This window comes from Bogoriella caseilytica, from assembly GCF_003752405.1.
In the GTDB taxonomy this organism is placed as follows: Bacteria; Actinomycetota; Actinomycetes; order Actinomycetales; family Actinomycetaceae; genus Allobogoriella; species Allobogoriella caseilytica.
In genome coordinates, this window is sequence record NZ_RKHK01000001.1 from 1881738 (window position 1) to 1905833 (window position 24096).

24 protein-coding genes and 1 pseudogene are annotated in these 24096 nt (G+C 69.8%); 10 read left to right on the forward strand and 15 right to left on the reverse strand.

Going from position 1 to position 24096, the window contains the following annotated elements; translation table 11 throughout:
• The first annotated feature begins 33 nt into the window (after window positions 1-33).
• Window positions 34-1017 (forward strand): zinc-binding dehydrogenase, encoded by a 984-nt coding sequence (locus tag EDD31_RS08385; protein WP_123303747.1) that lies wholly within the window; start codon window positions 34-36, stop codon window positions 1015-1017.
• A 36-nt stretch (window positions 1018-1053) separates the two neighbouring features.
• Here EDD31_RS08385 and EDD31_RS08390 read toward each other — a convergent pair whose 3' ends face one another.
• From EDD31_RS08390 to EDD31_RS08415, 6 genes are all read right to left on the reverse strand, one after another.
• The gene (locus EDD31_RS08390; RefSeq protein WP_123303748.1) at window positions 1054-1800 is read right to left on the reverse strand and encodes an SDR family NAD(P)-dependent oxidoreductase; all 747 of its coding nucleotides are present in this window, start codon (window positions 1798-1800) and stop codon (window positions 1054-1056) included.
• 24 nt (window positions 1801-1824) lie between these two features.
• Window positions 1825-3042 (reverse strand): ROK family protein, encoded by a 1218-nt coding sequence (locus EDD31_RS08395; protein WP_123303749.1) that lies wholly within the window; start codon window positions 3040-3042, stop codon window positions 1825-1827.
• Window positions 3043-3087: 45 nt separating this feature from the next.
• Window positions 3088-4791: a glycoside hydrolase family 13 protein gene (locus EDD31_RS08400; protein WP_123303750.1), complete on the reverse strand. Its 1704-nt coding sequence runs from the start codon at window positions 4789-4791 to the stop codon at window positions 3088-3090.
• Window positions 4792-4872: 81 nt separating this feature from the next.
• Window positions 4873-5814, reverse strand: coding sequence for a carbohydrate ABC transporter permease (locus tag EDD31_RS08405; protein ID WP_123303751.1), 942 nt, complete (start codon window positions 5812-5814; stop codon window positions 4873-4875).
• Window positions 5814-6740, reverse strand: a complete 927-nt coding sequence (locus tag EDD31_RS08410; protein ID WP_123303752.1) for a carbohydrate ABC transporter permease — start codon at window positions 6738-6740, stop codon at window positions 5814-5816. Before EDD31_RS08410 ends, EDD31_RS08405 begins: the two co-directional genes overlap by 1 nt.
• Window positions 6737-8032 (reverse strand): ABC transporter substrate-binding protein, encoded by a 1296-nt coding sequence (locus EDD31_RS08415; RefSeq protein WP_245991074.1) that lies wholly within the window; start codon window positions 8030-8032, stop codon window positions 6737-6739. The genes EDD31_RS08410 and EDD31_RS08415 overlap by 4 nt, the downstream gene beginning before the upstream one ends.
• A 400-nt stretch (window positions 8033-8432) precedes the next feature.
• Between EDD31_RS08415 and purU the strand changes: the two genes are divergently transcribed.
• Entirely contained in the window at window positions 8433-9350 is a 918-nt protein-coding gene (gene purU / locus EDD31_RS08420; protein WP_123303754.1) for a formyltetrahydrofolate deformylase, read from the forward strand.
• Between the two features lie 86 nt (window positions 9351-9436).
• Here purU and EDD31_RS08425 read toward each other — a convergent pair whose 3' ends face one another.
• Complete coding sequence (locus EDD31_RS08425; RefSeq protein ID WP_123305341.1) at window positions 9437-9940, reverse strand: NYN domain-containing protein; 504 nt, start codon at window positions 9938-9940, stop codon at window positions 9437-9439.
• A 279-nt stretch (window positions 9941-10219) separates the two neighbouring features.
• On the opposite strand from EDD31_RS08425, the gene EDD31_RS08430 reads away from it, so the two are divergent.
• Window positions 10220-11221 (forward strand): lactonase family protein, encoded by a 1002-nt coding sequence (locus EDD31_RS08430; protein ID WP_123303755.1) that lies wholly within the window; start codon window positions 10220-10222, stop codon window positions 11219-11221.
• Window positions 11222-11254: 33 nt separating this feature from the next.
• Here the strand turns inward: EDD31_RS08430 and EDD31_RS08435 are convergent, their stop codons facing one another.
• The 3 genes from EDD31_RS08435 to EDD31_RS08445 form a co-directional block, all read right to left on the reverse strand.
• Complete coding sequence (locus EDD31_RS08435) at window positions 11255-12049, reverse strand: hypothetical protein (RefSeq protein ID WP_123303756.1); 795 nt, start codon at window positions 12047-12049, stop codon at window positions 11255-11257.
• Window positions 12050-12114: 65 nt separating this feature from the next.
• Complete coding sequence (locus tag EDD31_RS08440; RefSeq protein WP_123303757.1) at window positions 12115-13800, reverse strand: DNA repair helicase XPB; 1686 nt, start codon at window positions 13798-13800, stop codon at window positions 12115-12117.
• A gap of 84 nt (window positions 13801-13884) precedes the next feature.
• Window positions 13885-14106, reverse strand: a complete 222-nt coding sequence (locus EDD31_RS08445; protein WP_123303758.1) for an ArsR family transcriptional regulator — start codon at window positions 14104-14106, stop codon at window positions 13885-13887.
• On the opposite strand from EDD31_RS08445, the gene EDD31_RS14995 reads away from it, so the two are divergent.
• Both EDD31_RS14995 and EDD31_RS15000 read left to right on the forward strand, forming a co-directional pair.
• Entirely contained in the window at window positions 14073-14297 is a 225-nt protein-coding gene (locus EDD31_RS14995) for a hypothetical protein (protein WP_245991372.1), read from the forward strand. The genes EDD31_RS08445 and EDD31_RS14995 overlap by 34 nt on opposite strands.
• 13 nt (window positions 14298-14310) lie before the next feature.
• On the forward strand, window positions 14311-14721 hold the full coding sequence (locus tag EDD31_RS15000; RefSeq protein ID WP_245991076.1) for an NAD(P)-binding domain-containing protein: 411 nt from the start codon (window positions 14311-14313) through the stop codon (window positions 14719-14721).
• Here EDD31_RS15000 and EDD31_RS08455 read toward each other — a convergent pair.
• Both EDD31_RS08455 and EDD31_RS08460 read right to left on the reverse strand, forming a co-directional pair.
• A complete protein-coding gene (locus EDD31_RS08455; protein WP_123303759.1) occupies window positions 14651-16186 on the reverse strand; it encodes an MFS transporter in 1536 nt (511 codons plus the stop codon). The genes EDD31_RS15000 and EDD31_RS08455 overlap by 71 nt on opposite strands.
• On the reverse strand, window positions 16183-16803 hold the full coding sequence (locus EDD31_RS08460; RefSeq protein ID WP_123303760.1) for an NADPH-dependent FMN reductase: 621 nt from the start codon (window positions 16801-16803) through the stop codon (window positions 16183-16185). The genes EDD31_RS08455 and EDD31_RS08460 overlap by 4 nt, the downstream gene beginning before the upstream one ends.
• Before the next feature lie 63 nt (window positions 16804-16866).
• Here EDD31_RS08460 and EDD31_RS08465 point away from each other — a divergent pair, with 63 nt between their 5' ends.
• Window positions 16867-17526: a TetR/AcrR family transcriptional regulator gene (locus EDD31_RS08465; RefSeq protein WP_123303761.1), complete on the forward strand. Its 660-nt coding sequence runs from the start codon at window positions 16867-16869 to the stop codon at window positions 17524-17526.
• Between the two features lie 21 nt (window positions 17527-17547).
• Here the strand turns inward: EDD31_RS08465 and EDD31_RS08470 are convergent, their stop codons facing one another.
• Window positions 17548-19548: a helicase-associated domain-containing protein gene (locus EDD31_RS08470; protein ID WP_123303762.1), complete on the reverse strand. Its 2001-nt coding sequence runs from the start codon at window positions 19546-19548 to the stop codon at window positions 17548-17550.
• Between the two features lie 231 nt (window positions 19549-19779).
• Between EDD31_RS08470 and EDD31_RS15080 the strand changes: the two genes are divergently transcribed.
• From EDD31_RS15080 to EDD31_RS08485, 4 genes are all read left to right on the forward strand, one after another.
• Window positions 19780-20154 carry a cold-shock protein gene (locus tag EDD31_RS15080; RefSeq protein ID WP_123303763.1) on the forward strand — a complete coding sequence of 125 codons (375 nt, stop codon included), beginning with the start codon at window positions 19780-19782 and terminating at the stop codon, window positions 20152-20154.
• 61 nt (window positions 20155-20215) lie between these two features.
• Window positions 20216-21034 (forward strand): class E sortase, encoded by an 819-nt coding sequence (locus EDD31_RS08480; RefSeq protein WP_123303764.1) that lies wholly within the window; start codon window positions 20216-20218, stop codon window positions 21032-21034.
• On the forward strand, window positions 21034-21207 hold the full coding sequence (locus tag EDD31_RS14775) for a hypothetical protein (RefSeq protein ID WP_170163248.1): 174 nt from the start codon (window positions 21034-21036) through the stop codon (window positions 21205-21207). Before EDD31_RS08480 ends, EDD31_RS14775 begins: the two co-directional genes overlap by 1 nt.
• Window positions 21200-22033, forward strand: a complete 834-nt coding sequence (locus EDD31_RS08485; RefSeq protein WP_123303765.1) for an HAD-IIB family hydrolase — start codon at window positions 21200-21202, stop codon at window positions 22031-22033. Before EDD31_RS14775 ends, EDD31_RS08485 begins: the two co-directional genes overlap by 8 nt.
• On the opposite strand, the pseudogene EDD31_RS08490 reads toward EDD31_RS08485, so the two are convergent.
• Both EDD31_RS08490 and EDD31_RS08495 read right to left on the reverse strand, forming a co-directional pair.
• Window positions 22000-23262, reverse strand: a pseudogene (locus EDD31_RS08490) (MFS transporter); the annotation flags it as partial. The gene EDD31_RS08485 and the pseudogene EDD31_RS08490 sit on opposite strands and share 34 nt — an antisense overlap.
• A complete protein-coding gene (locus tag EDD31_RS08495; protein ID WP_123303766.1) occupies window positions 23259-23744 on the reverse strand; it encodes a MarR family winged helix-turn-helix transcriptional regulator in 486 nt (161 codons plus the stop codon). The pseudogene EDD31_RS08490 and the gene EDD31_RS08495, both read right to left, overlap by 4 nt.
• Window positions 23745-24096: the final 352 nt, after the last annotated feature.

Here is a 24096-nt window from a genome sequence, read left to right on the forward strand (position 1 = left end):
TCCGCACGCGGATCCCGACCCCTGGAGGAGCCCATGCGCGCCGCCACCCTCATCTCACCCGGCCTCGTGGAGGTCCGCGACTTCCCCGATCCAGTCGCCACCGAGCCCGGAGAAGTGGTCATGCGGATGCATCGCGCCTCCATCTGCGGCTCGGATATCCACGCGATCTTCGACGGCTTCCACGTGGAGGCACGCCTGGGCATGCCCGGCTATCCGGGCCACGAAGGCGTTGGCGTCGTCGTGCAATCGACGTCCGAGAAGTTCACCGAGGGGCAGCTGGTTCTGACCGTGCCCACGGGTACGGCCGGCTCATGCTTCGCCGAGCTTCAGCTCCTCAGCGAGGATTTCGTGGTGCCGCTGCCCGCCGACGGCGATCCCGAGCGTCTGCTCATGGCGCAGCAGTACGGCACCGTGCTTTACGCCTGGCGATCCTTCTGGCCGGAAGGCCGGGAGGTGGCGCCCGGGTCCACGGCAGCCATCATCGGCGCCGGATCCGCAGGCCTGTTCTTCCTGCAACTGGCGCAGCGGGCCGGTTTCGAGCAGGTGATCGTGTCCGAGAAGGAACCGGCGCGAGCCGCGGTGGCGCGGAACCTCGGGGCGCAGGTCGTCCAGGTGCCCCAGGAATCCTTCGTGGGGGCGGTGTTGGAGGCGACCGACGGCGCGGGGGCGGAGATCGTGGTGGAAGCTGCGGGCTACGACGCCACCCGGGCCGAGGCGATCCTTGCCTGTGCCCGCCGGGGCACGGTCGGGCTTTTCGGCTACCCGGAGGTCCTCGGCGATGCGCCCGTGCCCATGCGCGAGGCTTTCCGCAAGGCGCTGCGCCTGCAGTGGGTGGTCGGCGCGCAATCCGAACCGGGCCTGGTGGCCTTCCGTGACGCCGTGGCCGACATCCATGCCGGCCGCATCGTGGTGGACCACTGCTTGGGGCCGGTCATGGCACTGGAGGAGATCGCCGAGGCGCTGCAGATGGCACGTGAGGGCGGGCGCGGCGCGGTCAAGATCGCCGTCGACTTCTGAGCGAGGCCAGCGCCGACCTATGCGGGGGGTGCCCTGCTACCTCCGGTGGACCGTCTTGGCGGTGGACTGGTCGGTGGCCATGATCAGCATCGAGTCGACATTGACGCGGCGCGGTCGGGAGACCACCCACACCACAGCCTCGGCGATGTCCGCGGCCTGCATGGGCTCCATGCCCTCGTAGACGGCGGCGGCCTTCTCCTCGTCGCCCCCGAAGCGGGTGAGGGCGAACTCGGTCTCGACCATGCCCGGGTCGAGCTGGGTGATCCGCACCGGTTGGCCCAGCAGCTCCAGGCGCATGACCCGGGTGAGCGCGGAGACGGCGTGCTTGGCCGCGTTGTAACCGCCACCGCCCTCGTAGACCTCCCGGCCGGCCACGGAACCGATGTTGATGACGTGCCCGAGCCCGGAGTCGAGCAGCGCGGGCAGCAGCGCCTTGGTCATGGCGACCAGGCCCAGCACGTTGACCTCGTACATGCTGCGCCAGGCCTCGAGGTCGGCCTCGGCCACCGAGTGCGCGCCGAGCGCACCACCGGCGTTGTTGACCAGCACGTCGCAGCGGTCGATCTGCGCCACGAAAGCGGCCACGGACTCGGCGTCGGCCACGTCCAGGGCATAGCCGCGCCCACCGATCTCCTCGGCCAGGGCGGTGATGCGCTCGACGCGCCGCGCACCGACCACCACCTCGTATCCGGCGGCGGCCAGGGCGCGGGCGGTGGCGGCTCCGATGCCGCTGGAGGCTCCGGTGACGACGGCGACGGGGCGCTGGGAGGAGTTCTGAGTCATGCGCACGAATCTATCTCCCCGCGCCTACCGGGCGACGTCGAAGGCGAGGGGATCGGCCCGCACGACGCCCAGGGCGCGGTGCAGCGCCCCGGCCTGGACGACGTCGGCGCCGAGCGTGGAGGCCACGATCGACGGCACCGGGTGCTGGGCGTAGTCGGTCAGGCGCTCGGTGGCCACCTCCACCAGGTGGCCCAGCGAGGTGGCGATGGCGCCGCTGACCACGATGCGCTCGGGGTCGAAAAGCGCCGCCAGCACCGCGCACACCCGCGCGAGCCGGTCGGCGAGCTGGTCCACGAGGCTGGAGGCGAACTCGTCGCCTGCGCGCGCGGCGGCGAAGACCGCCACCGCATCGGGAGGGGATTCGCCGGCCGCGAGGCGACCAGGCAGCGTCGAGCTCGCGGGCACGGTGCCGGCCGCGATGGCCTCGCCCACCAGTTCCCGGGCCAGGTGGCCGAGCCCGTTGGTGCTGCCGACCCCCTCGACCAGGTCGAGCAGCCGCATCTCACCCGCGCCGCCGGCGTGGCCGCGGATCAGCTCGCCGTCCGCGATGAGCCCGGTGCCGAAGCGCTCACCGGAGAGCAGCGCCGCGAAGCACCGCAGGCCGCGCCCGGCGCCGATGGCGCCCTCGGCGACCGCTGCGAGGTTGGCGTCGTTCTCCACCAGCACGCGCTGGGCGAGCTCCGCCCCGGCGCCGGCCAGGCCGGGGTTCATCCGTGCCCAGTAACCCCGGGCGCCCTCCGGGGAGAGCCCGGCGTCGTCGACCGGGGCGGGCACCCCGATCACCAGGGCCAGGACCGGCGCGGCGGGCTCGGCGCTCGCGGCCAGTGCCGCCTGGATCGTCTCCATCACCCGTTCGCGGCGGTGCTGGGGGGCGACGTCGCTTTCGGCGTCGACGTCCTCGGCGGTGGCCAGGATCGAGCCGTTCAGGTCGGCCACCGAGGCGGTGATCCGGTGCTGCCCGGCGTCGACGCCGATGACGTGCCCGGCGTGGGGGTGGAAGGCGTACCGGCGGGCCGGCCGGCCCTTGCTGTATTGCCCGGCCACGCGGGTATCGGTGAGCTCGTGGATCCACCCCAGGTCGAGCAGCTCGGCGCATAGGCCGAGCACAGTGGAGCGGGTGAGCCCGGTGGCCTCGATGAGGTCGCTGGCGGTGAAGGATTCCTGCGACCACGCCGCGTGGAGCACGCCGGTGGCATTGGTCAGGCGTTGCTGCCGGGCAGGATCCACTCTCACCGGGCTCATCCCCGCACGATATCCGAGCTGGTCGCGCCCACCGGAGGTGCCGGGTCAGGCGCCCTGGTCGTCCGGCGGCGCGATCCAGACCGTGGATTCTGGCGCCACCACGCCGTCGGAGGCTGTGGGGCCGGCGCTGGACAGTGCGATCGTCTCGCCCTCCAGGGGGTAGGGCTCGCCGGAGAAGTTCGTCACCACCTGCCAGCCGTTCGGCCGGCGGAAGCGCAGCACATCCTCACGGCCGGTCTCCAGCCACTCCAGCTCCTCGCCGGTCTGCCACTGCGCGCGCAGCGCCAGGGCGCGGCGGTACAGCGACAGCGTCGAGGCGGGGTCCACTTCCTGGCGCTCCACGGCCTCCGCGGCCATCCACGCCGGTTGCGGCAGGTGCGGTGCGGCGTGGCCGTTACCGAAGCCGAGCGAGGCTCCCTCGGCGCGCCACGGCAGCGGCACCCGGCAGCCGTCACGGCCGATCTCCTCACCCTCGGTGCGGAAGAAAGTGGGGTCCTGTCGCCGTCCGGGCTCGATCTCGGCGACCTCGTGCAGGCCGAGCTCCTCGCCCTGGTACAGGTACGCCGAACCGGGCAAACCCAGCAGGAACAGCGTGGCCGCGTTCCCGCGGCGTCGGCCACCCCTGCGGTCGAGTGCCTCGGTGCCGCCGGAGCGAAGCCACGCCTGGCCGTGGCGCTCCGCCGGGCGTCCGTTCTCCAGGCGCTCGGGGCGAGGCAGGCCGTAGCGGGTGGGGTGACGGACCACGTCGTGGTTGGAGAGCACCCACGTGCTGGATGAGCCCGACCGCGCGGCCAGCTCCAGGTTGTCAGTCACGACCTCCCGGAACTGCCCGGCGTCGAAGTCGGCCAGCAGCAGATCGAAGTTGAAGGACTGACCCAGGCTCTCCGGGCGGGCGTACAGCGGCACGCGCGAGCGGTCCACCCAGGCCTCGGCCACGGCGGTGCGCGGCGGGTCGTACTCGTTGAACACGGCGCGCCACTCGGCGTAGATGTCGTGGACGTCGTCGCGGTCCAGGGTGGGGTGGTTGCCGTCTTGGGGGATGAGCGCGAGCTCGTCCTTGGAGGGCAGCGGCTCGGTGAGGTCCTTGGTGAGCATGTGCGCGACGTCGATCCGGAAGCCGTCCACGCCGCGATCGGACCAGAACCGCAAGGTGGTGAGGAAGTCCTCGCGCACCTCGGGGTGGTCCCAGTTGAAGTCCGGCTGCTCCGGGGCGAAGTGGTGCAGGTACCACTGGCCGTCGGGCACGCGGGTCCAGGCCGGGCCGCCGAAGGCCGCGATCCAGTCCGTGGGCGGTTCGGCGCCGTCGGGCCCCTTGCCCTCACGGAAGATGTAGCGCTCCCGCTCCGGTGATCCGGGCCCGGCGGCCAGCGCGGCCTGGAACCAGGCGTGCTGGTCCGAGGAGTGGTTCGGCACGATGTCGACCACCACCTTGATGTCGCGGGCGTGCAGGGTGCTGACCATCGTGTCGAAGTCCTCCAACGTGCCCAGGCGCGGATCGACGTCGCGGTAGTCGGCCACGTCGTAGCCGCCGTCGGCCAGTTCGGAGGGGTAGAAGGGCGAGAGCCACACGGCGTTGATGCTGAGCCTGTCGAGGTAGTCCACGCGGCTGGTGACGCCGGCGATGTCACCGAGGCCGTCGCCGTTGGCGTCGGCGAAACTACGCGGGTAGATCTGGTACACCACCGCCTGCCGCCACCACTCTGCGGTGTCGGCTTGGGGGGAGTGGGTCGCGGGCGCGGCCGAGGTCATGGTGCTCCTTGGGGGTGATGGTGATCGGTGAATCGGAGGATGGGGCCGTGCGCGGCCCGGGATGTGCGGACGCGGCGTCGCTCAGCCCTTGACGGCACCCTGGGTGACGCCCTCCATCACCCAGCGCTGCGCGAACAGGTAGGCGATGATCGCGGGCGCCATCGCCATCAGGTACGAAGCGAAGGCGACGTTGTAGTTGCTGCTGAACTGGGTCTGGAACAGGTTCTGCCGCACCGGCAGGGTCTGTAGTGCGGGATCGGAGATGATGAGCGAAGGCATCATGAAGTCGTTCCACGCGTAGAGGAAGGCGAAGATGCCCACCGTGGCGCTCATCGGTGCCAGCAGCGGGAAGACCAGCCGCCAGAACACCTGCCAGGTGGAGGCGCCGTCGATGCGCGCGCTCTCCTCCAGTTCCATCGGGATCGAGCGCAGGAAGGCGGTGAACAGCAGCACGCTGAAGCTGAGCTGGAACATGCTGGCCAGCAGCACCACGCCAATCGGATTGTCCAGCCCGAGCCGGCCGGTGAGCTGGATCTGCGGCAGCGCCACCACCGGGAAGGGGATGAACATCGCGCCCAGCAGGTAGAAGAACGACCACTTGAAGAGCCGCTTGTGCCAGTTCCGGATGATCGCGAAGGACGCCGCCGAGGCCACGAGGATCGTGATGATCACGGTTCCCGCAGTCACGAACACCGAGATGGCGAAGCCGACCGGGGCGTCCGTGAGCTGCCAGGCGTCGATGAAGCCCTGCACGCTGATCGGCGTCGGCACGGAGAAAGCGTTGCCGTCCACCGACTGCGACGAGGTCTTGAAGGCCATCATGATCGTCACGTACAGCGGGAGCAGCACGGTCACGGTGCACAGGAACAGGACGATCGTGGTGCCCCAGTTCACCCGCTCCGGCTTGTCTCGCGGCTTCTTGCGGCGGGTGGGCTTGTCGAGGTGGTCGCCCGGGGCCTTGCCGGACTTGCCGCCGGTGACGGTGGCGGTGCTGAGGCTGGGGGCCGTGTTGGTGGAGGACATCAGAACGAGCTCCTTCCGCGCGTCGCCAGCAACTGCAGGATGGCGATGATGACCACGACGATGAAGAACAGGGTCGCGGTGGCCATCTGGTAGCTGTAGTCGCCGGAGTTGAACCCGGAGATGATGGTCATCGCGATGCTTCGGGTGGAGGTACCCGGGCCGCCCTCGGTGAGGCCGACGATGATGTCGTAGGCGTTCAGGAAGTTCTTGAAGCCCAGGATCACGTTGATGACCACGTACCCCGAGACCAGCGGCAGCGTGATCCGGAACAGTTGCTGGCGCTTGCTGGCGCCGTCGATGTCACCGGCCTCGTAGACCTCGCTCGGGATGGAGAGCAGCCCGGCGATGTAGATGAGCAGCGCACCGGGGATCGCCTGCCAGGCGGTGACGATCACGATCGCCACCCAGGCAAGATCCGGGTTGGCCAGCAGCGAGGTCTCCAGCGGCCCGATGCCGAGCGCCCCGCCGACCGCGGGCAGGGAGTTCTGGAAGAGGAACTGGAAGACGTAGGCGATGATGATGCCGGACACGACCATCGGGATCACGAAGATCGCGCGCAGCCCGGTCTTGAACCGGATGCGGGCGGTCAGCCCCACCGCGAGCAGGAAGGCCAGCACGTTCACCACGATGACGGTGGCGAGTGAGAAGCCGAAGGTGAACAGGAAGCTGGAGAGGATCGCGGGATCGCTGAAGGCGGCGATGTAGTTGGTGAAGCCGCTGAACTGCCACTCACCGATGCCGATCGAGTCGGTGAAGCTGAAGAAGATCCCCACGATTGCCGGAACCGTGATCGCCAGCGAGAACAGGACGACGGCGGGGAAGAGGAACAGGTAGTACAGCGGTTCGACCTTCTGCCGCTTCTGCTGGGGGCGGTCCGGGGCGGTGGTCTCCGGCGCGGACGCCGGCTTCGATGCGGTGGTGGTCATCGCCGGTCCTCCTCGGTTTGGCGAGCGGGGGCCGGCTCGCGGAAGACGACGCGTGCCCAGTCCTCATCCATGACGGCCAGCTGGGTGGCGGGATCGGCGCCCAGGATGATGGCCTGGGCGTAGTTCTCATTCGGGATGGCCGCAGGGATGAGCACGCCGGGTCCCTGGTACACCTGGCCCTGCTCGTAGTACTCGATCATTCCCTCGACGCGGGGATCAGTGGGTTCGGCGCCGTCCTCCTGGGGCACGAAGCCGAGCTGCGACTCGTTGTAGGCGGTGATGATCTCGGGCTGGAAGAGGTACTCCAGGAAGTCGAGCGCCTCCTCGGGATGGTCCGCGCCCTCGGGGATCATGGCAGCGAGGTCCATGTTCACCCGCACGCGGAGATCCTCGGGGTCCTCGGTCATCGGCAGCGGGAAGCTGCCCACTTCCAGGTCCGGTGAGGTCAGGGCGATCTCGCCCAGGGCCCATGGGCCCTGCAGGTACATGGCGGCCGCGCCGTTGGCGAAGGCCACGTTGCCGGCGTCATAGGTGCGGCTGCCGGCGTCGGAGTTGGTGTAGTTCTGCGCGAGGTAGACCATCTTCTCCACCGGCTCCAGGAAGTCCTGCTGGAAGGAGACGGGCGAGTCCGGACCGACGTCGGTGCCCTGCTCGGCCAGGCGATCGAAGAACTCGAGCACGTCGAGGGAGCCGCCCACGGTGTAGTCGAACCATCCCTGGTTGATGGTCCACGGGTCGGCGAAGGTGCCGTAGAAGGGATCGACGCCCGCCTCCTGGAGCGTGTCCGCCACCTCGAGCAGTTCACTCCAGGTCTGCGGGACCTCGAGGTCGTGTTCGGCGAAGATCTCCTTGTTGTAGATGACCGAGGCCGCCATCACCGAGTACGGCAGCGCCGGGGTGCGGCCTTCGCACACGCCGTACTGGTCCATCAGCGGCTGCAGGTCATCGCGCATGAGCGAGGCGGCCTCGGTCTCGGAGAGGTCGATGAGTGCGCAGCGCTGCACGAAGCGGGCCACCTCGAAGTTGTAGTTCGCGAGCATGAGGTCGGGCGGGTTCCCGCGCACGAAGCTCGCGGAGACGACGTCGACGCCGGAGGTGTCCATGACCACCCGCACCTGATCCTGCGACTGGTTGTACTCCGCGACGACGTCGTTCATGAAGGAGATGGCCTCGCGCTTGCTGAAGGTGAAGCGGATCTCCTGCGGCCCGCCCGCGCCACTGCAGGCCGCCAGGGCCAGCAGGACGGCGGCGGTGAGCGCCGCGGTGATCCGGCGCGTCATGCGTCCTCGCATGGGCCGGTCCTTTCAGCTGAGGTCCGCCGGGCGCCCGCCGGTGTGGGTGGGGCTGCCGATGGCGGCCCGGCGCAGTCGCGCGGAGGCGGCAGGGTTGCGGACAGAACATCGGCCATGGTCACTCCCTTGTGATGGCTGATCGTGGTGGTGCCGTATTGATCGAGGCGTTACATCTAGTGCCCGAACTAAATGGACGGTAACAGTGGCAGTGCGGTGAGACAAGGGGAAGGTGAGGGAGAGGTGCGGCTGGCGCTTCGTTGAGCCAGCCTGAAACAACGGTAGCGCCCGGCAGCCAGCCCGCATCCGGAGGGCGTTTCTCCCCTCGGCAGGATGGCGGGGGCGGCGGTTCGCGGTGCGGACGGGTTCGCCGTCGTCCACGGGCGTGACCCACAATGGCGCGATGACCACTACCCCGCCTCTTGCCGCTGGAACACCGGCGCCCGGCCAGGCCGGAGCGCGCGTGCCAGGTGAGCACGCCCGGATCATGGTGTCCGGAGCCGACCGGTCCGGCATCGTCGCCGCCGTCTCACGGGTGCTGAACGAGCAGGGCGGCAACATCACGGCCCTGGATCAGCACTCCACCGACGCCGAGGGTGGCCGGTTCTTCCAGCGCGCCGAGTTCCACCTCCCTGAACTCAGCGAGCGCCGGGCCGCCCTGGAGGCAGCGCTGGAGCACACCTTGCGGCCCTTGAACATGACCTGGCGGTTGGCCGAAGCGGGCAGCCGAGCGCGTGTGGCGATCCTGGCCTCGCGCGCCGACCACTGCCTGATGGACCTGCTGTGGCGAGAGCAGCGCGGCGAGCTCGCCACCGAGACCACCATGGTGATCTCGAACCACACCGATCTCGCGGCACAGGTGGGGAACTTCGGGGTCCCCTTCCATCATGTGCCGGTCACCCGCGAGACCAAGGCTGAGGCCGAGGCAGCACAGCTCGAGCTCCTGCGCGGGCAGGTCGACCTGGTGGTGCTGGCCCGCTACATGCAGATCCTCTCCGGGAACTTCCTCCAGGCTGTGGGTGTGCCGGTGATCAACATCCACCACTCCTTCCTGCCAGCCTTCATGGGCGCCGGGCCCTACCAGCGGGCCAAGGAGCGTGGAGTGAAGCTGATCGGCGCCACCGCGCACTACGTCACCGAGGATCTCGATGAGGGCCCGATCATCGAGCAGGACGTCGAGCGCGTGACCCACGCCTACAGCGCCACCGATCTCGCCCGCACCGGCGCCGACATCGAGCGCCGCGTGCTCGCCCGCGCCGTCGCCTGGCACGCTGAGGACCGCGTGTTCGTCGACGGCAACCGCACCGTCGTCTTCGCCTGAGCCGTCCCCCGCCGCCCCCGCGAGGCCCGACGGCGCCGGGAAGCCCGCCGCCCCCGCGAGGCCCGACGGCGCCGAGCGCCCGGGGCTTACAGGTAGCGGGCTGGGTCGAAGGACTCCAGCGGGATGATCCGCACGCGCGGCAGCACGGAGTTGAAGGCCTTGAGGTCGTCTTCGAGGTCGTAGATCTTCAGCCCGCGCTCGGTGAGGGCAGCCACCTCGGCGTTGAGGAACTCGCGGAAGCAGATCACGCCCACGCGCCGCCCGGCGTCGAGCAGGCCTTCGAGTTCTTCGAGGTAGTCGCCGTCGTGCGAGGCCAGCAGAACATCGCCCTCGCTCTGGTGCAGGATCGCCTGCGCAGTGCGCTGGATACCGATGTCGACGACCTTCTGCTCGCTGGTGCCGGCCAGCGGAATGGGCTGGTAGTCCATGGCGAGCAGAGCCTGTACGAAGCTCATCGGCATGTGGCCCGAGGTGGCGTTGAGGAAGAACAGGCCCCGCGCCGAGTTGTCCCACACGCTGCCGGCGAACTCCCGTACCCGGTCCCAGCGCGGCCGCTCCTCGGGAGCCGGGCGCCGGGCCAGCACGCTCATCCCGAGCGTCGCGTCGATGTTCTCGCCATCGATGAGCAGGTAGGTCTGGGCCGTCCCTGTTCGGCTCGGGGCCGCCTCGGCAGCGGGGAGGGCGGTTCCGGGAGAAGTTTCGAGCGGTGCGACGTCGGACATGGCGTGAGCTTACTCGCCGCATCCCCAAGCTCGACCCGTATCGGAACGGTCCAGGGGGCGCGATCACCCACGGGGCCGCGATCGCCGACGGGGCTGCTCTGCGGTCACTCGGGTGGTGCCCTGGCGATCATCGGCCACGATGGTGTCATGACTTCACTCTGGCTCGGCAGTGGCGGCGACAACGGCGGCATCTGGAGCGCGCGACTCGACGGTGGTGTGATCTCCGGCCTGGAGCAGCGTGCTGAGCTCGAGGACGTCTCCTTCCTGGCGCGCCACCCCAGCGCCGCGGTCCTCTATGCGAACTCCGAGGTCGACGAGGGCGCTGTCAGTGCCTTCCGGATCAGCGATGGCGGCGCACTCAGCCCGCTTGGCGCACCCGTGGCCGTGGGTGCCGCGCCCTGCCATCTGGAGGTGTCCACCGACGGTCGTTGGCTGTACGTGGCGAACTACGTGGGCGGAGGCGCGGCCGCCGTGCTGCTCGGGCCCGATGGTGCCCCCGATGGCGACACCGTGCGGCTCGGATACGAGGGGGCGGGCCCGGACCCAGAACGCCAGGATGCCCCGCATGCGCACTCCACGCTGATCAGTCCGGACGGAGCGCATCTCCTGGTGGCGGATCTGGGCACGGACTCGCTGTGGTTGCACCGGCTGGACGGCGGACGGCCCGAAGCGGGAGCGACGCGCATCCCCATGCCCGCCGGCTTCGGCCCGCGCCACATGCTCGACTGCCAGGACGCCGTGGTGGTCACCGGTGAGCTCAGCGGTGAGGTCGCCTCGGTGAGCTGGCTGGGCGGCCCGACCACGATCTCTGCGGCGGCCACCTTGCCCGGTCGCACCGACGGCCCGGCCCACCAGCTCTCGCATGTGCTGGCCCTGGATGAGCAGCACTTGCTGGTGGGCGTGCGCGGCGCGGACTCCTTCTCGGTGCTGCGCGCGCAGGGCGAGTCCTTCGAGATCGTGCAGGAGGTGCACACCGTGGACCTGCCCCGGCACATGGCGGTCGCCGGCGACGTCGTGGTGACCGCCGGCCAGCGCGCCGGCCTGGTCGGCGTGCACCCGATCGAACCCGTCGACGGCGGTGCGCCGCGCGTGGGCGAGGGGCGCGTGGCGGCCGAGCTTGACGCCGTCGCCTACATCCTCCCGGCGTGAGGGTGCCCGACCGGGGTGGGCCAGGGTGCGCGCTCAGCAGCCTTCGTCGGTGTACCCGCAGAGCAGGTCCCACGCGGCGCCGAGTCGCTCCACGACGTCGACCCGTGTGGTGTCGACGATGCCCTCGCCTCCCTCGGCGGACACCAGGGTGACAACGCTGCCGCGCCGGGTCATCGCCAGGTAGGTTCCCATCACCGCCTCGACCTCCTCGCCACCCTCGATAGCGCCGTAGAAGTCGGTGATCAGACCATGCCCCTGCGCGCCGACATCTATCGGCTCCACGAGGTAGGCCGTGGACTCGGTCTCGGCGTCTTCACAGGCGTTCAGCGCAGCGATCAGCTCGTCGGCGGCGGCTGTGGCTGCGCCGGCGTCTGCAAAGACTGCCGTCTGGTGCACGCCGACCTGGGCCTCGAGTTCACCGCTGCCCTGCACCACGGTCCGCATGGACTCTGCTGCGGGGGCGGCCATCTCGCAGGCTTCAGGAAGTCGCCACGGCACCACCGCGTCGTCCTCGTCGCGGGGCTCGGCGCCGCCGAGTGCCTCGGCCGAGAGCATCACGTCGGGCGGGACGTCGGTGCGGGCCGCCTCACCAGCGCCATCCTCGGTGCCATCGCCATCGCCATCGCCATCGCCGCCCGCCCCCTCGTCCGGTGCGGCGCCATCGGCGTCCTCGCCGCCGTCATCCTGGTCGACATCGTCCGTGCCGTCGGTGGGGGACGGCGTGGTCGGCTCCGGCGTGGGGGGCGTCTCCTCACCGTCGTCCGGGCCGGCGCAGGCAGACAGGATCAGGAGCAGGCCGGCGGAGCCCGCGATGAGTCGTCGCATCATCACCCCACCCTGACACGGATGCCTCGCCCCGCGCGTTCGGGAGCCTGGCCCCACCAGGGCACCCCTCAGTCCGCGGCCGGCACCAGATCCTCGGCGTCGACGATCGTGTACGCGTAGCCCTGCTCGGCCAGGAAACGCTGGCGGTGCGCGGCAAAGTCCTGGTCCACGGTGTCACGGGTGACCACGGTGTAGAAGTTCGCGGTGCGCCCGTCCTGCTTGGGCCGCATGAGCCGCCCGAGCCGCTGAGCCTCCTCCTGGCGCGAGCCGAAGGACCCCGAGACCTGCACGGCCAGCGCCGCCTCGGGAAGGTCGATGGAGAAGTTCGCGACCTTGGAGACCACGAGCACCGAGATCTCCCCGGTCCGGAAAGCCGCGAAGAGCTGCTGGCGCTCGTTCACCGGAGTCTTGCCGGTGATCAGCGGCGCCCCCAGGCCTTCGGCGAGCTCTTCGAGCTGGTCGATGTACTGCCCGATCACCAGGGTCTGCTCGCCGGGATGCTTGGCCAGGATCTGCCGCACCACGCGGGTCTTGCCGGGCGCGCTCGCGGCCAGGCGATAGCGATCCTCCGGTTCGGCGGTGGCATAGACCAGCCGGTCGCTCTCCGGCTGGGTCAGGCGCACCTCGGTGCAGATCGCGGGCGCGATCCAGCCCTGGGCTTCGATGTCCTTCCACGGGGCGTCATAGCGCTTGGGGCCGATGAGCGAGAAGACCTCGTCCTCCCGGCCGTCCTCGCGCACGAGGGTGGCGGTCAGCCCGAGGCGACGTCGGGCCTGGAGATCCGCCGTCATCCGGAAGATCGGCGCCGGGAGCAGGTGCACCTCGTCGTAGAGCACCAGGCCCCAGTCGTTGCCGTCCAGTAGCTCGAGGTGGGTGTAGACGCCTTTCCGCTTGGTGGTGAGCACCTGGTACGTGGCGATCGTGACCGGCCGGACGTCCTTGCGGGAGCCGGAGTACTCACCGATCTCGTCCTCGGTCAGCGAGGTGCGGCGCAGCAGTTCCTCGCGCCACTGCCGGGCCGAGACGGTGTTGGTCACCAGGATCAGCGTGGTGGTCTTCGAGCGTGCCATCGCCCCGGCACCGACGAGGGTCTTGCCGGCGCCACAGGGCAGCACGACCACGCCGGAGCCGCCGTGCCAGAAGGTGTCCACGGCCTCCTCCTGGTAGGGACGCAACTGCCAGGGGCGGGGTGCGCCGTCCGCGGAGGGGTCCGAGGTGCCGGCGGTGTCCAGCTCGATGGGGTGGGCCTCGCCGTCGACGTAGCCGGCCAGGTCCTCGGCCGGCCAGCCGAGCTTAACCAGCGCCTGCTTGAGCCGGCCGCGCTCGGAGGGGTGGACGACGACGTCTTCGTCGTCCAGGCGCTCACCGAGCATGCCGGCGGTGCGCTTGGAGCGCAGCACCTCCTCGAGCACTGGCTTGTCGAGTGCGTGCAGCACCAGGCCGTGCGTGGGGTGCTTGACGAGCTGGAGCCGGCCGTAGCGGTCCATGGTCTCGGCCACGTCGACCAGCAGGGAGTGCGGTACCGGGTAGCGGGAGAAGCGCACGAGCGCGTCGACCACCTGCTCGGCGTCGTGACCGGCGGCGCGCGCATTCCACAGCCCCAGCGGGGTGAGGCGGTAGGTGTGCACGTGCTCGGGGGCGCGCTCGAGCTCGGCGAAGGGCGCGATGGAGCGACGCGCTTCCTGCGCCTGGGGGTGGTCGACCTCAAGAAGGAGGGACTTGTCGGACTGGACGATCAGGGGGCCGTCGGGCATCCGACCATTGTGGCGTCTCGTCGTCCAGAATGTGGGGCGAAGTCACGTACCCCACGGCCCTGCCACCCTGTCGACGTCCGCCGTTCACGGATGCAGGGCGCGGGAGGCCTGCTCGGGTGCTTCGGGCACCACGCGGAAATAGGCCCGTTCGCCGCGCTGCTCCCGGCTGGCCAGGCCCGCGTCGACGAGCAGCTTCATGTGGTGGGAGACCGTCGGCTGGGAGAGCCACACCGGCCCGGTGAGATCGCAGATGATGCGTGGAGGAGTGCCCGATGAGTGGATTGCCCGTTGTCGTGATCGACGCAGCCTCGGCCCGCCTGCTCGAAGCCACCGGGTGGTCCGCCCCGGAAGAGGGTCACCCCACCGGCGCGCAGTGGATCGAGCACTACCGCGCCCCGCTGGCCACTGCCTTGGGCGAGCGGGTGCGCTACGGATCCGAGGTAGTGGGGGGTCTCCCGCCGCGGCCGCGACCGTCTGGCGGACGCCGGCCGCGCTGAGCAGCCCTTCACCGTGCACGTGCGGTCCGCCGACGGCGAGTACCGGATGGACGCTCGCGCGGTGATCGATGCCTCCGGCACCTGGCAGAGCCCGAACTCTCCTGGCGCCGGTGGCCTGCCGGCCCTGGGGGAGAAGCAGGCCGGCGACGTGCTGTCCTACCGCATCCCGGACTTCCGCGACCGCCAGGGTTTTGAGGGTCAGCACACCGTGGTGATCGGCTCCGGGCACTCGGCTGTCACCGCTCTGCTGGCTCTGGCCCGGATGGCCCGGCGCGACCTGAGCACCACGGTCACCTGGGTGCCGCGCCGCGTGGAGCTGGCCCTGCCCGACACCGGGGTGTGCGGCGGCTCGGTCATCTTCGACGAACCGGAGCCGGTTGCCGTGGGGCGCGCACCAGAGTCCATCCCAGGAAGATTGCGCTGACCGCCATCAGTGCGGCAGCGACCCATGCGAAGGTCGCGACACCCGCGGCGAAGGCATCCTGAGCAGCGCGCAGCAGGTCGTCCGCGCCCTCGGAGGGGACGGTGTGGATGCCGTTGAGGGCCGACTCGCGCTCGGAGTCCGGGACGCCGTCGGGCATGGTTCGAGCGAGCTGGGTGCGATAGACCAGGAGCCCGATCGCTCCGCCGATCGCGATGCCGGCCGCGGTCCCGAGTTCTCCGCTGACCTCTTGTGCCGCGGCCGCAGATCCGGCGCGCTCTGCGGGCGCGCTGGAGATGATCATGTCGCTGAGCAGGGCGAAGGCCATGCCTTGGCCCACGGCGGCCACGGCGAACAAGCCCATGATCGAAGGGATGGAACTGCTCGCGCTCGTCGCCACCGCAGTCAACCCCAGGCCCAGCGCGCCGATCGCCGTGCCGCCGGTGGCGATGATTGCCGGTCGGATCCGGCCGGCCAGCGCCGGTGCGGCCAGGAATCCTGCGATATTCGCCGCCACGTAGGGCAGCGTCCAGTAGGCGGCGTGCAGCGCGGACAAGCCGGCCACACCTTGCAGGAACTGCGTCAGCAGGTAGTAGGTGCCCACCAGTCCGATGCCCACCAGCAGCACGCTGGTCAGTGGCGCGGCGATGCGGCGGTCCCGCAGCAGGGAGAGATCGAAGAGTGGATCCCGCAGCCGTCCTTGCCGGCGCACGAACCAGGCGAGCAGCCCGGCCCCTGCAGCCATGATCGCGAGGTGCAACCATGCCGTGCCCGCGCCCGAATCGGTGTCGGCCGCAATCTCCTGCAGGCCGTACACCACGGCAAGCATGCCGGCGACGGAGAGCAGCACGCTCGCGACGTCTAGCCGTGCGCTTTCGAGGTCACTGCGCTCGGGAAGCAGCCATGGTCCCACGGCCACGAGCAGCACCATGAACGGGACATTGACCAAGAAGACGGAGCCCCACCAGAAGAACTCCAGAAGGACGCCGCCCAGCAGCGGCCCGGCCGCTCCGCCAACCGAGAAGGCGCTCATCATGATCGCGATCGCCAGGCGGCGCTGCTTCTCGTCGGTGAACATCACCCGCAGCAGCGAGAAGAGCGAGGGCATCAAGGTGGCGCCGGCGATACCCAGGAGCGCACGGATGACGACGAGCATCGTCGCGCTGGTGGAGAAGGCCGCCAGGACCGCCAGGACCCCGAAGGCCGCCGCCCCGACGAGCAGCAGTTTCCTGGGGCCGATCCGGTCACCGAGCCGGCCCATAGAGATCAGTAGACCGGCGATCAGGAAGCCGTAAACGTGCACGATCCACAAGGCTTGGGTGGGGCCAGGGCTGAGATCGGTGCTGATGGCCGGCATGGCGAAGAACAGCACCGTCAAGTCGGTGGACAGCATCACCATCGGCAGGGTCAGCAGCGCGAGGCCAGCCCAGGTGCGCCGGGAGGCGCGCAGGACAGTGGTTTCACTCATTGGTCGGCACTCTCTTTCGCGCTGCGCAGGGCGTGAGCCCACCATGCGAGCTGGTCGAGGAAGGACGTCGCTGCCGCGTTCATGGGCTCGGCCTGATGGGGGCGTCCCGCGTCGTCGAAGACGGTCCAGAAGTTGGGGATGGTCAGGGCGTCGCGGATGGTCATGGTGTCGAGTTCGGTGAAGACGGTGCGCAGTTGAGCGACCGCCTCGATGCCGCCAGTGCGCCCGCCGTAGGAGACGAAGCCGACCGGGGTGGCATGCCATTCGCCGTAGAACCAGTCGATTGCGTTCTTCAGCGAGGCGGGATAGCCGCGGTTGTATACCGGCGTCACGATGATGACGGCGTCTGCGGCGCCGATCTGGGTGCCGAGCGCGCGCACCGCCTCCGGCGCGACAGCCTCCGGATTGTCGCCCGGCAGGATCACTGGTAGCTCGAGTGCGGCCAGATCGACGACCTCGACGTCGAGGTCAGTGCGCGCGGTCGCTCGTTCCGATATCCACGCTGCAGGAATGGTGCCGAAGCGGTCCTTCCTGGTGCTGCCGATGACGACGAGTGTGCGCAATGGCCGCGTGGTGACCGGCGCCTCGTCGAGATCCGGTGTGGTCGCGGTTGGCATGGAGTCCCCCTCAAGAGAGTTGCGTTACGTGACGTAATGGAACGGTACGATAGGCTGGGCGTCATGTCCACCCCGCGCTCTGCGCCAGTCGGCCGCCCCCGGGATCGCTCGATCGACGACGCCGTGCTCACGGCCACGCTCGAGATCCTCAACGAACAGGGTTACGCGGCCATGACCTTCGAGGGAGTGGCCCGCCGGGCCGGCACGTCCCGCCCGGCGATCTACCGGCGATGGCCTGGGCGTCCGGCGCTGGCCCTGGCGGCCATCGCTTCGCGGCTATCCGTGCCCGCGCCGCCGGACACGGGATGCACGCTGTGTGATTTCGGGGAGGCCTTCAACGTCTTCCTGGCGGCGTATCGCACTATCCGCCCTGACGTGCTCAGCGCGTTGTACGTGGACTGCGCCGGCGACGAGGAGTTGCGGTGCAGCTACCTCGACACGGTCGTCGAGCCCGCTCGCCGCGCGGTGGCCGAGACCGTCGACCGGGCGATCAATCGAGGTGATCTGCTTCGCGACACCGATCGTGAGCTACTCCTGGACCTCTTCGGGGCGCTGATCCACTACCGCGCGCAGTTCGGTCGCGAACATCTCAGCGACGAGGAAGCCTATGCGGCGATCGAGACCCTGCTGCGGGGAGTGGCCGCCGACTTCACGGGACTGGTCGCGCACAGTGAAGCGCTGGACGCAGCGCGCTTCGCTCATCTGACGGGCCGTTCGAGCTAAGCCCGGGAGTGGCGGATCTGCCTACTCCTCAGCAATGACCTCAGAGATGCGGTGAACCGCCACCACGAGCTCCACCTCGCGCTCGACGTCGGCCACGCGCACTCGCCCGCCCTCCACGCTCAACGGCCGTACGCGGCGTCGCTCCGAGCGGCCCAGCGAACCGGCCATCACCAACTCCACGACATCTCCACTCGCGGCGGCTGCGCGCAGCACTTCGAGCGCGTGCACGGGGTCAGTCACCAGAGGACCGGTCTCGGTGCGCCGGGCGATATCGCGGTGGCGCTGTTCCTCCCCTGCGCGAGCACGAGCCGCAATCGCGGTGAGTTCCTGGGTGTTGAGCCGGCGCGAATAGGTTCCCGAGGAAGCGCCCGGGCGTGCGGCTGGCGGCAGGACCCGGCGGCGCTGGGTGACGGCCATGACCTCACCGTCGTTGCCTTCCGCCACGGGGGCCAGCCCTGCGGCGCGCAGTGCGGTGAGCACCTGGGTGGGCTCTGCCGGGGAGAGCACCACCTGCTCGCCCATGCGGCGCAGCTTCAGCGACCGCAGCGCTGGGTCGGCCAGGAGCTGGTCGGCGGTCGAGGCGTCGGCGGCGAGCAGGTAGCTGCGTGCCGTGCCGACGCGTACCTGGCCGTGGCGGCGGGCGGTGTCATGCACGAGGTACTCCAGCGCCTGCGGTATCGGCGTGCGCGAGTACTGCTTCAGGGTGGACACCAGCCCGTCGGCGTCCATGCCGGCATCCAGCCCGGCGCGGATCGAGGCCGGGGTGAATCGCACGGTGAGCGCGGAGCCGCGCGACTCCACCTCGCTGCAGCGCTCCAGGATCGCCCCCAGCTCCGGGCTGGGCCAGCCGGGGACGATGCCGGTGAGGTCGGACTGGATGAGTAGCTCGTCGACCGGTTCGGGCAGGGCCGACTGCAGGGCCGCGATGAGTTCGCGCTCGCGGGCGGCGGGCTCCTCGTGCTCGGAGCGCAGTGCCCGGCCTAGGGGAGTGAGCGCACCGGAGCCGGTGATGCCGAGCCGTGCGGCCTCCTCGAGCACGGCGCGCACGTGAGGCTCGGCGGGCGTGGCGCGGGGTCGTTCCCACGCGAGCAGTGCGTGCACGGTCTCGGCATCGGGTGCCGCGCCCTCGGGCAGGGCGCCGAGAAGGTCCATCACCCGGCGTCGCAGCGTCACCGCCCAGGCTCGTTCCAGTTCGGGCTGCAGTGCGGCGCGCATGGCGCCGTCCTCGCGGGTGCCGGCCAGCCATGCCACCCGAGGGGAGTCGGGCCAACTGGAAGCGAGCGCGGCCCAGCGTTCCGGGAGGGGGTCATCCAACCAGCCCCGCGATGGGCGAGCCGGCACCCAGGCAACCGGCTCGTCATCCTGGCCGAGCAGCCCGGCGGTGGCGGCCAGTTCCACGATGAACGCGCAATGCGGCTCACTCACTCCCAGGGCTGCGGCGGTGCGGCGGACCTCGCGGACGCCCACGCCACCGGTGCGCAGGATGGACGCGCCTTCCTCCTCCCAGAACTCAAGCAGCGCTGCCACCAGGCGCACGGTGTCGGCCGCGGCCCGCACGCCTTCGTCCGTGGCCTGCTCCGTGGTGATGGAGCGGTAGGCGGTGGCCGGCGGTTCCCCGGTGAGCACCTCGGGCGGTGAGGCCGGGGTCTGGGTGGCCTCGACCAACCCGGCGACCGGGCGCCCGTCCACCGCCAGGGCGAGGTCGGTGAGTCTCTTGGCGAGGTCACCGGCGCCGGGGGCGCTGGTGGAGGCATCACGCGCGCCGGCGTTCCCGGCGGGGGCGCCGTTCAGGGAGACGCCTTCGGTGAGCGCTCGAGCGGCAGCGAGTTCAGCGGCGTTCATCTCCCGCAAGGCCCGCTCCACGCTGGGGCGAGAGGCCGCACGTGCCGCCAGCGCCGTCATGGACGACGGCGCCGGGTTGGCCAGGTCGGGGCGCGCGGCCATCAGCGCTGCCAAGGAGTCGTTCCCGCGTTCGGTGAGCGCGGCGGCGAGCTGCTGGGTGGTGGCGGGCTCGATGCTCATCCCTCCCACACTACGACTGCGAGCCGACGGGCACGCGCCCAGCCGGTCGTCCCGTGCGCCGTTGGTCTGCGCCGTTGGTCTGCGCCATGGGCGTGCAGGTGCCGGTGGGCGCGAGCGTCGATCCGGGCATTGTGCTCGCCCTGGCCGGGTCGGCACGGATACACTGTGCGGAAGTAGTGGCGCCGGCTTGTTCAGCCGGCGCTTCGTTCGTTCGAAGAGAGGGCAGTCCCCGTGCCTACCGGCAAGGTCAAGTGGTACGACCAGGAGAAGGGCTTCGGCTTCATCACCGTCGATGACGGCAGTGAGGTCTTCCTGCACGCCTCCGCGGTGCCCGAGGGCACCGCTCTCAAGGGCGGTACCAAGGTGGACTTCGGTATCGCCGATGGCCGCCGCGGACCGTCGGCCCTCTCGGTGCGCGTGCTCGAAGCTCCCCCCTCGGTGGCAGCCGCCAAGCGCCGTAAGCCGGAAGACATGGTGCCGATCCTTGAGGACCTCATCAAGGCTCTCGATCGCGCCTCCACCTCCTTGCACCGTGGCCGGTACCCGGAGAACGGTCAGCAGCTCGCCCAGGTGATGCGGCACGTGGCGGATCAGTTCGACCTCTGAGCTGCCGCTTCCGCCAGCGAAGGCCCTCCCGAAGTGCGTTCCCTTATGAGATTCTGAGCGCATGACCACACCCCGCCGGGATGAGGGCGGTCTCGCCACACTCTTCGAGACCGCTGAGCCGGCCACCGCACCACCGCCCCCGCCGAGTCGTGTGGCGCGGCGCGCCGGCACATCGCGGCCGAAACTCGGGCCGTTCGCACGCGTGGTCGGTGTGCTGGGCGAGTTGCTGATCACGGCTGGCATCATCCTGGGCCTCTTCGTGGTGTGGCAGGTCTATTGGACCGACGTCGAAGCCGGCGTGACCCAGCGCGCCGCGCTGGAGGAGCTGCGCGACCGTGGCCAGGGACTGCCCGAGGAGGCCACCGCGCCGGGCGAGGGTGATCCGCCGATCATCGACGCACCGGCTCCCGGTGAGGTCTTCGCTTCGCTGCATGTGCCCCGATGGGGAGGCGAGAACGCGATTCCGGTGGCCGAGGGGGTCGGCATGGATCTGCTCAACATCGGCTATGCGGGCCACTACGAGGAGACGCAGCTCCCGGGCGAGGTGGGCAACTTCGCCCTGGCGGCGCACCGGCAGTCCTATGGCGCGGCCTTCCGGCACGTGGACTCCCTGGAGACCGGCGACCGCATGGTGGTGTGGACCGAGAAGGCCTGGCTGGTCTACGAGGTCACCGACGCCTACATCGTCTTGCCGCACGAGGTGGATGTGCTGGCTCCCGTCCCGCGCGAACCCGGCGTGGAGGCCACCGAACGGACCATCACCTTGACCACTTGCCATCCGCTCTTCCAGACTGCCGAGCGCTACATCGTCCATGGCGAAATGACCGAGTGGTACCCCCCCAGCCAGACCATGCCCGAGCACCTGAGAGAGGTGAGCTGATGTACGGCGCGCTGTGGCGGGTCCTTCCCGGACCGTGGCCCATCAAGGCACTCTTGGCCCTCCTCCTCGCGCTGGCTGCGGTCTACGCACTCTTCATCTGGGTCTTCCCATGGGCCGTCGCTGAGTTCGACCTGCTCGACATGACCGTGGGCGAGCAAGGCGCCGATGGCTAGCGGGAGCATCCCGCCGATCGGCGCCTCCCCGGAGGAACTGCTCCGCTTCGACGCCGAGCTGATCGCCTTCGACCTCGACGACACCCTCGCTGCCTCCAAGGCCGCGATCACGCCCCGGATGGCAGCGGCGCTGCGCGGCCTGCTTGCCCTGGTGCCGGTCTGCGTGATCTCCGGAGGGCATGTCACCCAGTTCCAGAGTCAGCTCCTCGGCAACCTCGACGCCTCGCCGGAGCAGCTCTCCCGGCTGCACCTGATGCCCACCTGCGGCACTCGGTACCTGCGCTTCGCCGGTGGTGCCTGGGACGAGGTCTACGCCTACGACCTCTCCGCAGAGCAGTGCGAGCGCGCCATGACCGCCCTGGAAGAGGAGGCCCGGGCGCTAGGACTGTGGGAGACGCAGACGTGGGGAGACGTGCTGGACAACCGCGGCTCGCAGATCACCTTCTCGGCGCTCGGGCAGCAGGCCCCACTGCCGGAGAAGAAGGCCTGGGACCCCACCGGCGAGAAGAAGAACGCCCTGCGCGACGCCGTCGCGGCCCGGATCCCGGATCTTGAGGTGCGATCAGGGGGGTCGACGTCGGTGGATGTCACTCTCGCCGGCGTCGACAAGGCCTACGGCATGCAGCGCCTCGCCGAGCACACCGGTATCGCGCTCGCGGACATGATCTTCGTGGGCGATCGCCTCGACCCTGGAGGCAACGACTACCCGGTGGTCGGCTTGGGAGTGCCCACCGTGGCGGTGGACTCCTGGGAGGAGACGGCTGGCTTCGTGGAGGGCTGGGTGGCGGCGCGCTCGCCGGAGGAATCCTCGATCACCATCACGTAGGGGCGGTGCAGCGAGTAACGAATGTGCATGTGGTGGCGCCGCTTGACCCACAGGCCCGCGGCCAATGCCACCACCAGCGAGGCCACACCGCCCACGGCCACGGCCCAGCGCGGGCCGAAGGCTTCGGCAATCCAGCCCACGAGCGGTGCGCCGATGGGCGTCGTACCCATGACCACCATCATGTACAGCGACATGACCCGCCCGCGCATGGTCGGCTCGGTGGAGAGCTGCACCGCGGCATTGGCCGAGGTGAGCATGGTCAGCGACAGGAAGCCGACGGGCGCGCACAGCGCCACGTAGATCCAGTAGGTGGGCGCCACCGACTGCAGGATCATCACCAGGCCGAACACCGCGGCTGCGGCCACCACCACCCGTAGGCGTGGTTGCCGACGGCGCGCGGCCATGAGTGCTCCGGAGAGAGAGCCGATGGCCAGCACCGAGCCGAGAATGCCGTACTCCCCGGCGCCCAGCCCGAAGGTCTCCGAGGCCATCACCGCCGAGGTGAGCTGGAAGTTCAGGCCGAAGGCGCCGATCACGCCCACCACCAGCAAGATGGTGAGGATGTCGCTGCGGCCGCGCACGTAGGCGATCCCGGCGCGCACCTGCCCCTTGCCGCGCTTGGCGTGGGGGAGGGGCTGCAGTTCGCCCTTGCGCATGAAGGCCAGCGCCAGGATCGTGCCGGCGAAGGTGATGGCGTTGATGAGGAACACCCATCCCTCTCCCACGGCCGCGATCATGAAGCCGGCAGTGGCCGGGCCGAGCAGGCGCGCGATGTTGAAGGAGGTGGAGTTCAGGCCGACGGCGTTGGGCAGGTGCTCGCGCGGGACCATCTCGGCCACGAAGGTCTGGCGGGCCGGGGCGTCCAGGGCGGAGAAGACGCCGAGCCCCAGCGCGAAGCAGTACACGTGCCACAGTTCGGCGTGGCCGGAGAGCACCAGCAGGCCGAGTGCGAGCGCGAGCAGCCCCATGCCGCCCTGAGTGGTCATCAGCAGCGCGCGGCGCGGCAGCCGGTCGGCGAGCAGGCCGGCGTAGGGCGAGAGCAGCAGAATGGGCAGGAACTGCAGCCCGGTGGTCACGCCCACGGCGGTGGCCGAGCCGGCGGTGAGCACGGTGAGCACCAGCCAGTCCTGGGCGATGCGCTGCATCCAGGTGCCGATGTTGGCCACGAGGGCGCCGCCGAACCACAGCCGGTAGTTGAAGAAGCGCAGGGAGTAGAAGGTGCGGCTCACTGCTCGATCACCTTGCGCATGATCTCCGCGGCCTCGGTCAGGGTCTGGCGCTCGGCCGGTGTTAGCCGGGCGAGACGTTTATCCAGCCAGGCGGTGCGGCGGCGCTTGATGTCCTTGACCGTGGCGGCACCGGCCTCGGTGATCTGCACGACCACGTGGCGCTTGTCGGCCTCATCCACACGGCGGGTGACCAGATCACGCTCTTCGAGGGAACCCACGGTGCGGGTCATCGAGGGGCGCGAGACGTGGTCACGCTCAGCCAGGGTGCCGGCAGTCATCGGGCCGAGGTGAAAGAGCGCGGACAGCACGGAGTACTGGGACTCGCTGATCTCGCCGGTGGCCTCGTTGCGCAGCTTGCGTGAGAGGCGCAGCACCGACATGCGCATGTTGGTGGCGAGGTCCGCCTTGCGTTCGCGCGGCACGGCCTGGGTCACGGGCGGGCTGCTGCGACTGGTGTCGGGGGAGGTGGTCTGCTCATTCATGGATACCGTTAGCTTACATCATTAGCCCCGCTAATGAGTGTTGCTCAGCGTTGGGCAGGGCTTGGGGTGAGGTTGGCGTGGTGCGGGGCGTTCTTTACCCTGCCGACCCATCGCCCCCGGCGCTGGCGTGATGTGGACGGTCGGTTCCGGTGCGGGTCTGGGGTGCCCCTCGATGTCATGCAGCGGTGGCGCGCCCTAGACGGCGGTCTTAAGAGGTGGTTCGATCGCACAGTTTGCGCGACTCAAGTAGGAGTGTTACCGAAATGTCACATTCGATCGGTGTCCATCCGTCGCGACGTTTGGCATAGTTTCTCTCGGTCTCCACCACTCGACGGCCGTCTAGAAGTGTGCC

Excerpts from the sequence above, each read along its gene's own strand:
- EDD31_RS08385 (WP_123303747.1), top strand. The coding sequence starts at position 34 with ATGCGCGCCGCCACCCTCATCTCACCCGGCCTCGTGGAGGTCCGCGAC.
- EDD31_RS08390 (WP_123303748.1), bottom strand. The coding sequence starts at position 1,800 with ATGACTCAGAACTCCTCCCAGCGCCCCGTCGCCGTCGTCACCGGAGCC.
- EDD31_RS08395 (WP_123303749.1), bottom strand. The coding sequence starts at position 3,042 with ATGAGCCCGGTGAGAGTGGATCCTGCCCGGCAGCAACGCCTGACCAAT.
- EDD31_RS08400 (WP_123303750.1), bottom strand. The coding sequence starts at position 4,791 with ATGACCTCGGCCGCGCCCGCGACCCACTCCCCCCAAGCCGACACCGCA.
- EDD31_RS08405 (WP_123303751.1), bottom strand. The coding sequence starts at position 5,814 with ATGTCCTCCACCAACACGGCCCCCAGCCTCAGCACCGCCACCGTCACC.
- EDD31_RS08410 (WP_123303752.1), bottom strand. The coding sequence starts at position 6,740 with ATGACCACCACCGCATCGAAGCCGGCGTCCGCGCCGGAGACCACCGCC.
- EDD31_RS08415 (WP_245991074.1), bottom strand. The coding sequence starts at position 8,032 with ATGCGAGGACGCATGACGCGCCGGATCACCGCGGCGCTCACCGCCGCC.
- purU (WP_123303754.1), top strand. The coding sequence starts at position 8,433 with ATGACCACTACCCCGCCTCTTGCCGCTGGAACACCGGCGCCCGGCCAG.
- EDD31_RS08425 (WP_123305341.1), bottom strand. The coding sequence starts at position 9,940 with ATGAGCGTGCTGGCCCGGCGCCCGGCTCCCGAGGAGCGGCCGCGCTGG.
- EDD31_RS08430 (WP_123303755.1), top strand. The coding sequence starts at position 10,220 with ATGACTTCACTCTGGCTCGGCAGTGGCGGCGACAACGGCGGCATCTGG.
- EDD31_RS08435 (WP_123303756.1), bottom strand. The coding sequence starts at position 12,049 with ATGATGCGACGACTCATCGCGGGCTCCGCCGGCCTGCTCCTGATCCTG.
- EDD31_RS08440 (WP_123303757.1), bottom strand. The coding sequence starts at position 13,800 with ATGCCCGACGGCCCCCTGATCGTCCAGTCCGACAAGTCCCTCCTTCTT.
- EDD31_RS14995 (WP_245991372.1), top strand. The coding sequence starts at position 14,073 with ATGAGTGGATTGCCCGTTGTCGTGATCGACGCAGCCTCGGCCCGCCTG.
- EDD31_RS08455 (WP_123303759.1), bottom strand. The coding sequence starts at position 16,186 with ATGAGTGAAACCACTGTCCTGCGCGCCTCCCGGCGCACCTGGGCTGGC.
- EDD31_RS08460 (WP_123303760.1), bottom strand. The coding sequence starts at position 16,803 with ATGCCAACCGCGACCACACCGGATCTCGACGAGGCGCCGGTCACCACG.
- EDD31_RS08465 (WP_123303761.1), top strand. The coding sequence starts at position 16,867 with ATGTCCACCCCGCGCTCTGCGCCAGTCGGCCGCCCCCGGGATCGCTCG.
- EDD31_RS08470 (WP_123303762.1), bottom strand. The coding sequence starts at position 19,548 with ATGAGCATCGAGCCCGCCACCACCCAGCAGCTCGCCGCCGCGCTCACC.
- EDD31_RS08480 (WP_123303764.1), top strand. The coding sequence starts at position 20,216 with ATGACCACACCCCGCCGGGATGAGGGCGGTCTCGCCACACTCTTCGAG.
- EDD31_RS14775 (WP_170163248.1), top strand. The coding sequence starts at position 21,034 with ATGTACGGCGCGCTGTGGCGGGTCCTTCCCGGACCGTGGCCCATCAAG.
- EDD31_RS08485 (WP_123303765.1), top strand. The coding sequence starts at position 21,200 with ATGGCTAGCGGGAGCATCCCGCCGATCGGCGCCTCCCCGGAGGAACTG.
- EDD31_RS08495 (WP_123303766.1), bottom strand. The coding sequence starts at position 23,744 with ATGAATGAGCAGACCACCTCCCCCGACACCAGTCGCAGCAGCCCGCCC.